This is a genomic window from Nostoc sp. CALU 1950 (genome assembly GCF_051172895.1).
GTDB classification, from domain to species: Bacteria; Cyanobacteriota; Cyanobacteriia; order Cyanobacteriales; family Nostocaceae; genus Nostoc; species Nostoc edaphicum_A.
Genome location: NZ_JBDNJQ010000206.1, coordinates 1 through 13226, shown reverse-complemented (window position 1 = coordinate 13226; position 13226 = coordinate 1). Strand labels below are relative to the sequence as shown.

Annotated in this window: 15 protein-coding genes; 5 read left to right on the top strand and 10 right to left on the bottom strand. The window is 42.3% G+C overall.

Annotated features, from left to right (window positions below; genetic code table 11):
• Positions 1-283: 283 nt before the first annotated feature.
• From ABF638_RS33645 to ABF638_RS33605, 9 genes are all read right to left on the bottom strand, one after another.
• The gene (locus ABF638_RS33645) at positions 284-862 is read right to left on the bottom strand and encodes a Uma2 family endonuclease (protein ID WP_435027146.1); all 579 of its coding nucleotides are present in this window, start codon (positions 860-862) and stop codon (positions 284-286) included.
• A 104-nt stretch (positions 863-966) separates the two neighbouring features.
• The gene (locus tag ABF638_RS33640) at positions 967-1923 is read right to left on the bottom strand and encodes a M23 family metallopeptidase (RefSeq protein WP_435027145.1); all 957 of its coding nucleotides are present in this window, start codon (positions 1921-1923) and stop codon (positions 967-969) included.
• A gap of 141 nt (positions 1924-2064) precedes the next feature.
• Positions 2065-3075, bottom strand: a complete 1011-nt coding sequence (locus ABF638_RS33635) for a phycobilisome rod-core linker polypeptide (RefSeq protein WP_435027144.1) — start codon at positions 3073-3075, stop codon at positions 2065-2067.
• Between the two features lie 346 nt (positions 3076-3421).
• Positions 3422-3760: a CpeR family transcriptional regulator gene (locus ABF638_RS33630; RefSeq protein WP_181929260.1), complete on the bottom strand. Its 339-nt coding sequence runs from the start codon at positions 3758-3760 to the stop codon at positions 3422-3424.
• Positions 3754-4383: a chromophore lyase CpcT/CpeT gene (locus ABF638_RS33625; RefSeq protein WP_435027143.1), complete on the bottom strand. Its 630-nt coding sequence runs from the start codon at positions 4381-4383 to the stop codon at positions 3754-3756. Before ABF638_RS33625 ends, ABF638_RS33630 begins: the two co-directional genes overlap by 7 nt.
• 58 nt (positions 4384-4441) lie before the next feature.
• The gene (locus ABF638_RS33620) at positions 4442-4978 is read right to left on the bottom strand and encodes a phycobiliprotein lyase (RefSeq protein WP_069068883.1); all 537 of its coding nucleotides are present in this window, start codon (positions 4976-4978) and stop codon (positions 4442-4444) included.
• A 228-nt stretch (positions 4979-5206) separates the two neighbouring features.
• Positions 5207-5965, bottom strand: coding sequence for a phycobilisome rod-core linker polypeptide (locus ABF638_RS33615; protein ID WP_435027141.1), 759 nt, complete (start codon positions 5963-5965; stop codon positions 5207-5209).
• A 486-nt stretch (positions 5966-6451) separates the two neighbouring features.
• Positions 6452-7315: a phycobilisome rod-core linker polypeptide gene (locus ABF638_RS33610; RefSeq protein ID WP_435027140.1), complete on the bottom strand. Its 864-nt coding sequence runs from the start codon at positions 7313-7315 to the stop codon at positions 6452-6454.
• A 447-nt stretch (positions 7316-7762) separates the two neighbouring features.
• Positions 7763-8401 (bottom strand): phycobilisome protein, encoded by a 639-nt coding sequence (locus ABF638_RS33605; protein ID WP_435027139.1) that lies wholly within the window; start codon positions 8399-8401, stop codon positions 7763-7765.
• A 92-nt stretch (positions 8402-8493) separates the two neighbouring features.
• Between ABF638_RS33605 and ABF638_RS33600 the strand changes: the two genes are divergently transcribed.
• The gene (locus tag ABF638_RS33600) at positions 8494-9156 is read left to right on the top strand and encodes a HEAT repeat domain-containing protein (protein ID WP_435027138.1); all 663 of its coding nucleotides are present in this window, start codon (positions 8494-8496) and stop codon (positions 9154-9156) included.
• 258 nt (positions 9157-9414) lie between these two features.
• On the top strand, positions 9415-9615 hold the full coding sequence (locus tag ABF638_RS33595) for a hypothetical protein (protein WP_084226998.1): 201 nt from the start codon (positions 9415-9417) through the stop codon (positions 9613-9615).
• Between the two features lie 215 nt (positions 9616-9830).
• Here the strand turns inward: ABF638_RS33595 and ABF638_RS33590 are convergent, their stop codons facing one another.
• Positions 9831-10679 carry a pentapeptide repeat-containing protein gene (locus ABF638_RS33590; protein WP_435027137.1) on the bottom strand — a complete coding sequence of 283 codons (849 nt, stop codon included), beginning with the start codon at positions 10677-10679 and terminating at the stop codon, positions 9831-9833.
• Between the two features lie 116 nt (positions 10680-10795).
• Here ABF638_RS33590 and ABF638_RS33585 point away from each other — a divergent pair, with 116 nt between their 5' ends.
• The 3 genes from ABF638_RS33585 to ABF638_RS33575 all read left to right on the top strand — a co-directional run bounded on the left by ABF638_RS33585 (position 10796) and on the right by ABF638_RS33575 (position 13113).
• Positions 10796-11374, top strand: a complete 579-nt coding sequence (locus ABF638_RS33585; RefSeq protein ID WP_435027136.1) for a phycobiliprotein lyase — start codon at positions 10796-10798, stop codon at positions 11372-11374.
• A 183-nt stretch (positions 11375-11557) separates the two neighbouring features.
• Complete coding sequence (locus ABF638_RS33580) at positions 11558-12292, top strand: 15,16-dihydrobiliverdin:ferredoxin oxidoreductase (RefSeq protein WP_069068876.1); 735 nt, start codon at positions 11558-11560, stop codon at positions 12290-12292.
• 26 nt (positions 12293-12318) lie between these two features.
• Positions 12319-13113 carry a phycoerythrobilin:ferredoxin oxidoreductase gene (locus tag ABF638_RS33575; RefSeq protein WP_435027135.1) on the top strand — a complete coding sequence of 265 codons (795 nt, stop codon included), beginning with the start codon at positions 12319-12321 and terminating at the stop codon, positions 13111-13113.
• Positions 13114-13226: the final 113 nt, after the last annotated feature.

Below are 13226 nucleotides of genomic sequence, written 5' to 3'. Positions count from 1 at the left end.
ATGCATCGACCTGCACCTTTGATGCATCGACCTGCACCTTTGATGCATCGACCTGTACCTTTGTTGCATCGACCTGCACCTTTGATGCATCGGTGAAAAGTCAGTTTAATTGACCTAGCCCTGAGCTTGGTTGAAGAATTTGACTTTGCGCTAAGTAATTTATAAGCTGAGGTTAACTATTTGTTATCTGCTTCATCTTCAAGCAGGATGGTGTTCAGAAAATTCAATTTATTGGATGCCATAAAATAGCGATCGCTAAAAACTGTTGATTCCTGATGAAATTTTAGGGATTTAATCCAGCTTGTTGGAATATTGCGTGAGGGGTAATTTCCAATTCTGGTAGCAAATCATCAGTAATTATTTGATGAGATCGATAAGTAATCGGCAAGGAAGATGGCGCAAATACAGTTACAGTTCTAGCTTTTGTATCAACCACCCAAACACGAGAAACATCAGCTTTCAGATAATCAGTAGCTTTTTCTGCAATTTCACCAAAAGTTTGACCAGGTGAAATGATTTCGATGACTAATTCAGGTGCGACAGGACAAGCTTCGTCTAATAGCCAATCAGCAGGAAGACGGTTATGAGAAATATAGGTCAGATCGGCTACAGGCATCCAATCTTGTTGATTTCGTGTTAGTTTAATTGCCCATTCAATCACAACCCGACCCTTTGCTTGTGCCCATGCAGACAATAGTATAAATAAAGCACCAGTAGTCGAGCTATGAAAAAATTTTGGTGACATTTCATTGTCTTTATATTTGGGTACAGCTTCACCGTTAACAAACTCGTATGTAATATCTTCTTCGGGAAGTGCGAGAAATTCTTCTAGGGTTAGGCGTTGATTAGAAGACTGAACCATAGATGTTATGTGGATAAAAGATGCTTACTTTTAGTTTAGGCGATCGCTAAAATTGTTCATAAAGAGACTCCCTATTCCACACCTACTTGAAAGACGTAAATCCCTCAAAATTTTTGGGATTTTGAGGGATTTACTTCGGGGCTATCTGCCTTCCGTGTGTTTCCGGTAAAAAAACGGTCAGAACGAATCTGACTGCCATTTCGCCAAACTTCCACTTTTTCAGGAGTGATTAAATAAGAAAAACTGCCATTATTTGCTCGATATCTGTTTTTACCAATATTCAAAGCTGTGATCTTTATAGGCTGACTTAGGTCTTGCTTTAACTGCCCAATATAAAATAACTGACCATTTTCTTCACAGACTTTTACACGAATGCTTGCAGTCTCACCTTCAATAACAGTAATTCCATTACATTTAGTATCAGTGCTTATAGGTGCAAAATCTATGGGAATTGGCTGTGAAGGTGAAACTTGAATTGCTACTGGAGGTGGCGAGACTGGGCGATTCGGGTTATCCACTTGTTGAACTTGAGAAGCGGAATTAACACTTGCAGTTAACGATGTCAACAGACGCAGGGGGTCAACTGCTATTCGACTATTTGGATAAACTTCAAAGTGTAGATGAGGTGCTGTACTATTGCCCGTAGATCCCATCTCGGCAATAATTTGACCTTGAATGACCTGTTGACCCTTGCTCACTAATAAACGGCGATTATGTCCATAAACAGTAATGCTGCCGTCGAGATGTTTAATAGTTATGGCATTGCCTAATCCCCAATTATCCCAACCTGCTTTGACAACTGTACCGGATGCAGCTGCAACAATAGGAGTTCCAGATGCGCCTGCAATATCAATTCCTTCATGTTGATATTTGCGGAAGCCTTGAGAAATAAACCCTTGAGTCGGCCAGATTAAATTAGAAGCAGAGATAGGGGTTTGCTCAATTGGGGAATCGCCTGCTAACTGTGTTAGGGCAGATGTTGCTGTGCTTAATATAGTTGTTAAGGATATTAATCCAATTAGTCCATAAGTAGGGTATCGAAAAACGATAGTTTTTTTCATAAATTGCAAGCTTATTCAAACAATAATCAAGACATTTTTTGACTATTTATTGTTTCAAACTGACTTGGAAAACATCAGGAAATTAAAATAGGGTGAGTTAAGCTTGCCTAACCCACCCGATAGAACTAAACAATAGAGAAATTAGCCATTAAAAACGCGACTGCGCCACTTATTCAACCGGGCTTCCCCAATTGTGGCAGACCGTCGAGAATCAGCAACTTGCTCTTGCAAAGCTGCAATCTGTTTTTCTTGGGCGTCAGCTTGCTGTTGCAAAGATGTATATTCGCCTGTGCTGGTCACGGAACTGGAAGTCTGCCAACTACTACTAAATTTTGTTGCACCGATGCTGGCAAAGGGTCTTAAGTCTGCTAGTTGTTGTTGCAAAGTTGCAATCTGGCTTTCTTGCTCTTTAATCTTTTGCCGCAAACCTTGTTCGGCTTCTGTGCGAGCTGCAATAAAGTTATTAACTGGAGTAGCAGCCGTTTCTGGTCTGGGCTTGAATACTTCGGCAAGTATTGTACTAACATCGGTGGGTTTGAGTTTACCGTAAGGAGTGTTGGTAATTAGCGATCGCACCAGTTGAGGTTGATTATTCGTTGCTAGGTTCTGATCACTGCTAGAATTACTCCGCAGCAGTTGCAGCATATTGCTAAATTCCAATATCTTTTTGCCGGTTTGGGTTTTATAACCCCGATAATATGGCACTATGTTATCCCCAAAGGCATCTAGATACTCATCGCTATCAAGATAAGAATCAATATCCGCCTCAAAACCCGACTCGTCTAGAATGTTGCTGTGAAGTACCGTCTCAGAGTAGTCATCGGGAGCGCGGCCCAGTAAATGCTTGAAGTTCAGTTCAATTGCCCGATAGCGGTAAACGTTATCAAAAAATCTGGAGCGATACAACTCTGATTTGGCAATTTGACGCACAAACTCACGAACATCGATTATCCCTTGCTTGAGTTGGGATTCTGGAACGACAAGCCGCTCACTTTCCATAATGTAGGCATTACCCAACACTTGCCGATAAACTGCCCGAATTACAATTTCAATGTCATCAACTGAAGCAGTATTCCACAGTTCGATGGGTTCTGTTTGGGGAAATGCTTGATATTGGCGTTGTCTGGTTGCGTCGTCGATGAATGTCTGCATAGTTGGGTTAGTGTGGGTAGGATTAACTAATTTATCAAGTAAAAATAAAATTTCTGTAGTAGGGTGGCAATACTAAATAGCAAAGCCATAACACACTCTACTTAAGATTTACTAATTACTAGTTATTGATATTAACTTATCAAGTTTTGGGGATTTTTTTAGTTACATTTTCTAACAAACTGAGACGGCTAACTGTTAATAACTAACAGCTAATCATGATAAAAAATTAGCAACTAGACATTAACAATTAGCCGTCAACCCCCTTGGGGAGTATTTAAAATTCAAAACTTAATTTTGAATTTGAGTATAGACGCCTGTCAGAAGAATTTCCGCAGGATAATAACCCTTAAACCCGCTCATCAAATTTAGTGTAGAAACCACCGTATTTTATCCAGTATTGTTTCAAAGTATGATGAGGTGTATGTAAACTAGCTTTTGCCTGATATAAAATAACTTGGCGATGATCGCCCATCCAAATCTTATTAACGGAGTCAACGGATATTACTGTTCCTCCTAAAGAAGCAACACATTGAGAGAATCTCTCAATCGTTGTATATTCTAATGTCTCGAATATAAAAAAGTTACCCGAACAAATCAAGTGACGGCTGCGAATCCAGCAGCGCATCTTTTTTTCAGCCTGTGGTGGTAACATTTTAGCTTTAATAGATTCAAGCTGAATCAACATAATGCGCTCACCGCACGTAATTCATCAGCAAAACTTTCTCGTTTTTCAAACCGCAATGGGCCAGCAGTTGATCCCCATATTTGCTTGTGGGTTTCAATATCCATACCTTTATCTAGACTTATCCAAGTACGCTCGGTCATTTCTACTTCGCTGACAAGATATGTCTGGCATCCATTGCGCTTAATCAAACATTGATTGCCTGGTTCCACACTGCCTCGAAATATTTCACCTTCTCGTTGAAAAACCATTGAACAGTTATAACGCCGTTCAATGCTCTCTGGGGTGATGGTTTTGAGGATATCTAATTCACGAGCTGCACCTGCATAAAGCATAGGATCTTTCAAGCTGTAATTTTCGATATAAATGCGATCGCCCAAATCGACTAGTTTATGTACTCCCTGACGATAGGGTGTCCATAAATCGTGGTCATACGCTTGTTCAGAATAAAAACCGATAGCAGAGAAAAACTCTACCGGTAAAGGACGAAAAAAAATGTGAATGTGGGCGTAAAGTTGCGGATTTGCAAAAGATTGCTTGTAATTGCTAAAATCTCCCGCCATCCAACAGGCTAAGGTGAGCAAATCGCTAGCGTTGGTACTAGATTCACTGGGCGCTATCGTCATATTCAACCTCAGAGTGACAAAACTAGATGATTCCTTTTATGTTTTAACCTGATATTTGCTAACTGGTTGAATTTGACAAAGAACGAATTTCGGAAGAAAAGGAAGCTGTTGTTACGCCTTTACCATCACTGGTTTTAATTGTCGCTACCCGAAATCGCAGATTTGGAGTAGCAAACCAAATTTTTTCTTCAGCAGCAGCGAGTTCATACTCTGTCAGCAGGGTAAAAATCCCATCGTCACTCAGATGATATTTCGCCACTGCTGGGATTGTTTCAGCGTATCCCTTATCCCGCAGAAGTTTTCCTATAGAAGAATTTGCGGCATCAGGAATTGGCACCAGCACAGTACTACCAGAAATGGGTTTATCGTCCCAGTCTGACTCACCTTTCCAAGTCATCCGAAAGGGGTGGGTAATACTGGCGGGGTCAGTGTCATACAATTGACAAATTGCTAACACTGCCGGATCATCGGTGGATAGAGATTCAATGTCAATGTCAGACAGGACTTGTTCAAAGTGGGCGAATGCTAAATGATGACCGCTACGCTGCGATCGCCATCGTCCAATTGAAAGTTCAAAGAATTCAGTAATTTCCATTAGAAAAACAATCTTAAAAAGTAGCTTAAAATCCAAGATATATCTTGGCTCAAAAGTTATTCTCCTAGTCTATATACTAGCCAATAGTGCTGAGTTAGGAGTGCGAGTTAGGAGTGCTGAGTGCTGAGTGCTGAGTGCTGAGTGGGGAGTTAGGAGTTAGGAGTTATTATTTCCCCAGTCCCCAGTCCCCAATCCCCAATCCCCAGTCCCCAGTCCCCACTCCCCTACTTAAGCAACTTCAGTGATACTAATGATTTTGCCGCCTGTCCGATGAATGTTTTGCACTTGTCCAGACAGTTGGTTGTAGTTAACTACATATTCGAGGTTGCCCAGACGAGTACGGAGATTAGCTGAACCTTTGACTGCCTTAATCAAGAAGCGTTTGTCGGTACTGCTTACACTAGAACCAGCCGCAGGAGCCTTGATGGATGTGGGTAAATTGGAACCGACATCGCTGATCAGTTTGGCTTTGCGATCGCGATCGCTGCTAGCTACCCCTCTGAGTAAGGTAAAGGTGCGGTTAAAGGTAACATTCTTAATTCCGATTTGGGAGCTTGTGCTGCGAACATAAGGAACAATATTCTCACCAAAATTCTGCTGATATTCGTAGCTATCGATATAGGATTCAATCTCAGCATCATAGCCTTGTTCGTTATAGATGCGGACGTGTTCGGCAATTTCTGCCTGATCAGCAGGAGGACGCCCTAGCAGATGTTTGAAGTTCAGTTCAATGAACCGATATTGGGAAGAAGAGTTGAAAAACAGGGATTGATAAAGTTCTGATTTCGCAACACTGTTGACGAATTCGCGGACGTTGATTTTGCGATCGCGCAATTGCGATTCAGCAGTGGCTAGTCGCTCACTTTCCAACAAGTGAGCATTGCCCAAAACCTGTTTGTAAACTGCCCGAATCAGTGTTTGTAATTCACTTTCGCTGGTGTTCGGACGCAGTTCAACTCTTGGTGAATCAATAGCCCAAAGTGACATTGAAGTATCTCCTTAAAAACTTGCATTAAATTAAATTTCTGAGCATCCTACCCCTGATAAAGGTAGAATTTCCTATCAGTTGTCAGTTATTTTTGCTACTGACCAGCTTTTGTAAAACTTTAATTTGTGAAAGTGTGTTAAATATCTTCGTATATGACAACTGACGGCAGAATCGATCAAACCCCAGATCAGCGATCGCAGGGTATTGCCCCAGAGCGCGTAAGTGATAGAACGATCAACACTGGGGATTAAAAACTGGAGATTAAGTATGGTGGAAATTATTTCCCAATCCCTAAGAGGATGTTTTAAAAGTCCTCTTGTCGGGATCAAAAATTTTCGATCCCCCTAAATCCCCCTTCAAAAGGGGGGACTTTGATTCCGGTTCCCCCCTTTTGAAGGGGGGTTAGGGGGGATCGAAAAGTACCTAAAGTCACAGCGGAACACTTTTCAAATAATCCCTAAGCTCTAATCCCCAATTTCTATTCTCTAGTTGACAGGAGTAACACTGGCGATCACACCGCCCTGCTTATGAATCCGCTGATACTCTTGTGAAAGCTGATTGTATGGCACGAAAAAGACCTGGTTACTGCGGCGAAACTTGGAAATGTTATTTACCACATTTGCTTTGTAGCCAGTGACTTCAACCCGGTAGACCTTACCATTGTCACCAGATCCCACACCTTGACGAGTGCGAGGAGTAGATGTCGGGTTGCGGAATGCAGCACCCTTGCTAGCTGGTGAAATTACAGGGGTAGGCGTGCTTTGAATTAGCAAACTGTTCAATTTTGGTTGTTTGCCAGCTAAGTCACCTTTCAAGCTGCTGCTAGAGGAACCACGTACCAGTTGGAATAAGTGAGTAAACTGAACCAAACTCTGGATAGCTTCGGTTTTATAGCCCCGAATATAAGGCACAATGTTTTCCCCGAAGGTTTCCTGGTATTCGTCGCTGTCTAGATATGAATCAATCTCAGCTTCAAAGCCCTTTGTATCCAGAATAGTGCTGTGTGTACGCGTTTCTTCCAGATCCAATGGCGCACGACCAAGGAAATGCCTGAAATTTAATTCGATCGCTCGATAGCGGGGTGCGCTATCAAAAAAGCGTGAACGGTAAAGTTCCGACTTCCCAACTTGACGCACAAACTCACGAACGCTAATGTTACCCTGTTTGAGTTGGGATTCAGGAACGGAAAGCCGCTCACTCTCCATTACATAAGCATTGCCTAGAACTTGCTTGTAGACTGATCTAATTACGGTTTCAACTTCCTCATTAGAGCGACTTGGCCACAGATCAATGGGATCGGTGTCTTCAAACAATGCGACCCCTAATCGTGATGCTGGTCCAAAAGCCATTCAAACTATCTCCCAGTTAACAACTAAATTTTATGAGAAGGATATTCAGCAGATGTTAAAAAACTTTACATCATTGTGACAAAGGAGAGGACATAGAGACTTTAAATCCTTATTAGTCTTGATGATTTTAAGTTTTTGCACCGTTTGCTTTTACATATTGTGATACGATGCCGAAACCATATTTATTAAAATTTGTGAAGCTAGATGATACTTTTAGAGAAAATTTAGCTTTTTTTTAGCATTTGATTTGCGATTGGGATACCAGTGATGGTATTGTGTCGTCCCCTTGAGCAAAAGTATTAATCGTGCTGAGTCACAGAAGTTTATCTCAATAAGTGGGCAAGAATAAATAAAACTATATTACGCAATGTAAAATTAATTAAAATTGTCTCCTAGTAAGAGATGAAGCTCTGACTACAAACCTTTAATTATTCACGCCCACTTAACTTATCGAATTTGGAAAGTAGCCAGTTGGCTGATTAAATGATCAAAATAGGGAGCAAGAGTTTGCTGCTGATTGGCTTGGCAGCGTTTCAAACTAGCAGTCTTGATGCTTTTTAAGCCTAAAAGCATTGCATCCAGTGGAACTTGTAATTCCTGATAAAGCAAGTTCATATAGTGCAGTCCGGTGGGATTTGTATACTCAGTGTGGCCACCTGCAATGCTGTATGTAATGCAGCGGAGAAAATGCCAAAAGTCTCGCCAGCAAGCTTGGGCGCGTTCAGGTGGATAAAGACCGCCTCCAGGCTGGATAATTTCGGGATAAGTCGCCAAAACCTGAACTCTTGCTTCATCAACGATTTCGGCTGCGCGATCGCGTAACAATTGAGCAACAGGAATCAACTCAGAATTATCCGGTGACAAGGTTTTAATCTGCGATAAATCTTCATCGTCCAGGTAACTAAAAGCATCATCCGCAGCTTGGAATATGGCGATCGCTGATTGTGGATGGGACTGTTCCCACTCAGTAAAGCTGACAATTCTAGCTTTGGCTATTAATTCTTTGACGGTTTCGCTTAATTGAGTCATTGGTTTAGGGGATAAGGCATTGGGGTAGAGGACAGAGGGACAAGGAGAATAACCCATGCACAATGCCCTTGATTCAATCTTCTGATCATGCGATCGCCATTTTTTTACATCTGTAAAATAAAGTAAGAATAGCTCTACCAAATGCACCTATGGAAATCCATAAAATCCAAACTGAACTGAAGAACCCAGATTTTCACTATCGTTTGAAGGCGATCGCAGCCCTCGATGATTATGAATCAGAAGTTGCAGTTCCTCTGCTCACGAGTAAACTTCATGACTCAGAATTTTTGGTGCGTTCTTTTGTCGCCAGGGGTTTAGGGAATCAACAATCAGCGGAATCTTTTGCGGCTTTGATGCAAATTATGAAATTCGACGATACCCCCAACGTGCGGGCTGAAGCGGCAAATTCTTTATCGCTATTTGGTAGAGTCGCAGTTTCTCATCTAGTTCTGGCATATTATCAGGATGACCATTGGTTAGTGCGGCGGAGCATTTTGGCTGCGATCGCTGAAATGGATTGTCCTGAAGAACTATTTGATATCTGCGTTCAGGGTTTAAAAGATGAAGATTTCACAGTTCAGGAATCCTCTGTTGATGGACTCGGCTTATTAGTTGATTCTAGCCAACATGCTGCGGCATTATCCCAAATACTAACATTGGTGAATGATGAATCTTGGCGGATGCGGGTGCGAGTTAGCTATGCCCTCAAACGATTTGATGAGCCGGAAGCCAAAGCAGCCCTGCACCAACTCAGACAGGATGAGGATCACCGAGTCGTCGGAGCGGCTTTAGAAGACTTGTTGCCACAATAGCAGTGTGACTTTGTTCAGAATATTTTTGTGATCAAAAGGAGTCAGAATACAGAATTCCTAATACTCCACCCATAAATTCACCCAACAGTCGTACAGAATTGATGCTGAATTCTGACTCCTGAGTTCTGAATTCTTTTTTATAAAACTTATTTGAGTAATAGTAAATATATTATTTTACCTTAAATTTGACAAAAATATCCGGTTAATCTGCCAAAATTTGGAAGAAAAGATCAACTTTTTCAAGATGAGGAGGCATTTGTGACTGATATACAAACTGGTCAAATGACTTGGCGATTACCAGGTTCCTCAGAATGCGCCTTACATTTGCGGCATAATGCTTCGGAACCTTGGCGATCGTATAAAGAATTTCCCCAATATGTTCTACCAGATCCGCCGGGTTTTTCCGAAGGATACGCGACATTTTTAGCGCTCCTGAAAAAGAACTGGAAACCGTTGTAAACTCACTACAAAACAACTGGTCAAAGAATTTTGAATTTTGGGATGTCACTAAGCTTTGCAGCTAATATCATGTCCGTTTAATCAAACTTAATAAAAAATGTTCGTAGTAAGGACTTTAGTCCTGGCTTTGGGGACTAAAGTCCCCACTACAAACTGTTTATTACGGATGATTTGACGGACATCATATAAAATCTCAAATCTAACAATCGGTATGGTTAAATACTCAAACTCTCACGAGTTGTTGTGCGGGTATAGGCGTTCCAAACGTCGAGTTCTGAATGTGGACGGCTGGAAAGCATGGCTTTAGTTGCTTCTGTCAGTCCTTGGGCTAAAGTAAAATCTGCCCCAGCAATACTTTGAAGATGCTCCATCTCTGCATCACTGAGATCAGCTGCTCGCAGGTCTGTATCCCGCAAATCGGCTCCAGTCAATCGAGCATTCCGCAAACAAGCGCCTGTCAAATAAGCTTTTGTCAGGTCAGCACCGCTCAAAGCCGCACCTTGCAAATTGGCTCCAGTCAAATCAGCGCCACTCAGGTAGGCTCCACGCAGATTCGCGCCTTGTAAATCTGCATTTCGTAAAGAAGCTGTATTCAGAAAAGCACCATTGAGATTAGCACCCGGCCCTACTGCTCCCGAAGCTTTGTAGTTATATTCTTGGGGCCATTTCGTTTGTGTATCATAACGCGCTACTTGGAGTTTAGCTCCCTCCAAATTTGCACCACTGAGATTTGCTTGTTGGAGGTTAGCACGGTTTAAATAGGCTCCCTGCAAATTCGCCCCACTCAAATCGGCTCCTCGCAGATTCGCGCCTCGCAAATCAGCCCCACTCAAATCGGCATTACTCAAGACCAACTCACTGAGGTCGGCTCCTAGTAGCTTGGCTTTGCTCAAGTTAGCTTGTCGTAAATCGACTTCCCTTAGATTGAATTGGTACAAATCGACCCCATCCAGAGGGATTCCTTTTTTCAGGGCTGTCAAGATTTCTGGAGTTGGACTGGGGCGTTCGGCAAAGCCGTTGCCGTAGGCATCGCTAGTAATAAGTTGAATTTCAGTATTTGTCATCAGCTGATTAAAATATAACTTTTGGAGTTATCCTACACTTTAGCGAAATGGGGACTTCATCTCATAACTCAGTATTCAATAACGCCAAAAGTTTGATAAACGAGGTTTAAAAACAGATGCATTTAATACCGCCCTTGACAATGCTCGACTTCTTCCGCAAAAGTGAGGGAACATGGTTTACGGAACGCTCAGTTCATCATTTTGACTCGGCAGCGGATGAGTCGGGAGAGTCGAATTTGATCATTAAAGTTATGGAAAAAGATGATCCAAAAGTCCAAGAAGTTTGTACAGCCCAAGGGATAGATCCTACTAAAGCAACAGGCGGTGCGAGTTTTTCATGGCAAGCTAACCTAGATACCAGGCTACCGAATACCGATAATGCTGCCATTTTGGTTGATGTTCCCGACGAAACGAGACGTTCTGGAAAACTGATCCGCAACCAAGGTTATGTTGAGAGCATTCCGGTTGTGAGTCGGTATCGATTTGCCGATGATGGAGTGCTGACGATTGATACTGACTATGACAATAATCAAGGTCAGGAACGTTGTTGGTTTGTTACGGATGATTTTCGTGTCAGAGTCAGTACCGTGCGAATGATGAACGGAGTCAACTTGATGACTTATTGTTCTGAGCGTCGCTGTGTTTCTCAAGAACTGCTGGAGCAAATGATCAGTCAGAATCATGCTAGGCGTTAGTGGGAATTGGGGAATGGGGAATGGGGACTGGGAAGAGTAATCTACAATACCCAATGACAAATGACAAATGACCAATGACCAGCGACAAATGCCCCATTAAGGAATGTTGCTTTGTTTCTCATAAATGAGACGTGCATGATTGCCATAACTTATTTTCATGCAAGGGTTAACAAATCATGCTCCATGTATAAGCCTTTCCTGGAATTTTTAGAAAAAGAGCTATTTCAGCGGTTTGATTTACAAAGTAGGGTCATTCCCCCTGGTTTGGAATTCAAAGTTAGCGATCGCGGCAGAAACCCAGCAACTATTCGCAGTTGGTGTCACCAATGTCAAGAGTTGCGGAAAATTCGCTATACCTACATTGATGCCGGGGAGAGTGCCCAAATTTTTAACAGCGTGGTTTATCCTAGTCATCACTACGATCTACCTCTGTTAGGAATTGATTTTTTATCCTTTGGTAAAGTCAAAAACCTGATTGTGCTTGACTTTCAGCCTTTATTTCAGGATGAAGATTATCAAAAAAAATATATAGTTCCGCTGAAATCTCTCCATGATAAATACCCGGATTTGGCGCAAAACTTAGAAATGAAGTTTTACGATGCCAACCAGTATTTTTCTAAATACCTATTGTTTGCCAAAACCGACCCTGAAACAGTAGCAACGCGAGTCTTTGAAGCTTTTCAGGATTATTTAAACCTGTATTGGCAAATGTTAGCAGATGCTAAACCGCTCCAAGATCCTGAAGATATCCAGCGGATTGTCAAAGCTCAAAAAGACTATGACCAATATAGTGCAGACCGCGATCCAGCATCTGGTTTGTTTAGCAGCTACTTTGGTCATGAATGGGCAGAGCGCTTTCTCCATGAATTCTTATTTGAAGATGCTGTTCCTCTAGCAGTTGGCGCTAGCAAAAGATAATCGGCATTGGGCATTGGGCATGGGGCATGGGGCATTGGGGATTATTAATTTTGTTGAATTTGGAGCGAAGCGACGTGACACTCTATCAGCCATTTCTCGATTATGCGATCGCCTATATGCGATCGCGCTTAGATTTACAGCCCTATCCTATCCCCACTGGGTTTGAGTCCAAGAGTGCTGTTGTGGGCAAGGGAAAGAATCAGGAAGAAGTTGTCACCACAAGTTATGCCTTTCAAACTTCAAAATTGCGGCAAATTCGCGCAGCTCACGTACAGGGTGGCAATTCACTGCAAGTGCTGAATTTTGTGATTTTCCCCCGTCTCCACTACGATTTACCCTTTTTTGGGGCAGATTTGGTGACATTGCCCGGAGGACATCTAATTGCTTTGGATATGCAGCCCCTATTTCGGGATGAGCCAACATATCAGGCAAAATATACTGACCCAATTCTGCCTATTTTCCACTCCCATCAACAGCATCTATCTTGGGGAGGAGATTTTCCCGAAGAAGCACGGCCTTTTTTCTCTCCCGCTTTTCTGTGGACTCGTCCCCAAGAAACGGCTGTAGTTGAAACTCAGGTGTTTGCCGCTTTTAAAGACTATTTGAAAGCCTATCTGGATTTTGTAGAACAGGCAGAAGTTGTAACAGATTCCCAAAATTTAGCAGCTATTGAGCAAGCCCAACTGCGATACCTGCGATATCGGGCTGAAAAAGACCCAGCACGAGGGATGTTTAAACGCTTTTATGGTGCAGAATGGACTGAAGAGTATATCCACGGCTTCTTATTTGACCTAGAGAGAAAATTAACAGCCGTCAACTAGAGGATATTGTACAGGAATTGACATCCTCCCGCCGCTAATCAGGAGTACCTGATATAGTGGGGGATTCCAAGGATTGCTCTTTGGGTTTCCTCTTTCCACGACCCGACTTACTT

What these genes read in the sequence shown, in the direction of transcription:
- ABF638_RS33610 (WP_435027140.1), bottom strand. Translation starts at nt 7,315, where the DNA reads ATGGCTTTTGGACCAGCATCACGATTAGGGGTCGCATTGTTTGAAGAC.
- ABF638_RS33615 (WP_435027141.1), bottom strand. Translation starts at nt 5,965, where the DNA reads ATGTCACTTTGGGCTATTGATTCACCAAGAGTTGAACTGCGTCCGAAC.
- ABF638_RS33625 (WP_435027143.1), bottom strand. Translation starts at nt 4,383, where the DNA reads ATGACGATAGCGCCCAGTGAATCTAGTACCAACGCTAGCGATTTGCTC.
- ABF638_RS33640 (WP_435027145.1), bottom strand. Translation starts at nt 1,923, where the DNA reads ATGAAAAAAACTATCGTTTTTCGATACCCTACTTATGGACTAATTGGA.
- ABF638_RS33630 (WP_181929260.1), bottom strand. Translation starts at nt 3,760, where the DNA reads ATGTTGATTCAGCTTGAATCTATTAAAGCTAAAATGTTACCACCACAG.
- ABF638_RS33635 (WP_435027144.1), bottom strand. Translation starts at nt 3,075, where the DNA reads ATGCAGACATTCATCGACGACGCAACCAGACAACGCCAATATCAAGCA.
- ABF638_RS33585 (WP_435027136.1), top strand. Translation starts at nt 10,796, where the DNA reads ATGCATTTAATACCGCCCTTGACAATGCTCGACTTCTTCCGCAAAAGT.
- ABF638_RS33590 (WP_435027137.1), bottom strand. Translation starts at nt 10,679, where the DNA reads ATGACAAATACTGAAATTCAACTTATTACTAGCGATGCCTACGGCAAC.
- ABF638_RS33600 (WP_435027138.1), top strand. Translation starts at nt 8,494, where the DNA reads ATGGAAATCCATAAAATCCAAACTGAACTGAAGAACCCAGATTTTCAC.
- ABF638_RS33580 (WP_069068876.1), top strand. Translation starts at nt 11,558, where the DNA reads ATGTATAAGCCTTTCCTGGAATTTTTAGAAAAAGAGCTATTTCAGCGG.
- ABF638_RS33645 (WP_435027146.1), bottom strand. Translation starts at nt 862, where the DNA reads ATGGTTCAGTCTTCTAATCAACGCCTAACCCTAGAAGAATTTCTCGCA.
- ABF638_RS33575 (WP_435027135.1), top strand. Translation starts at nt 12,319, where the DNA reads ATGGGGCATTGGGGATTATTAATTTTGTTGAATTTGGAGCGAAGCGAC.
- ABF638_RS33620 (WP_069068883.1), bottom strand. Translation starts at nt 4,978, where the DNA reads ATGGAAATTACTGAATTCTTTGAACTTTCAATTGGACGATGGCGATCG.
- ABF638_RS33605 (WP_435027139.1), bottom strand. Translation starts at nt 8,401, where the DNA reads ATGGGTTATTCTCCTTGTCCCTCTGTCCTCTACCCCAATGCCTTATCC.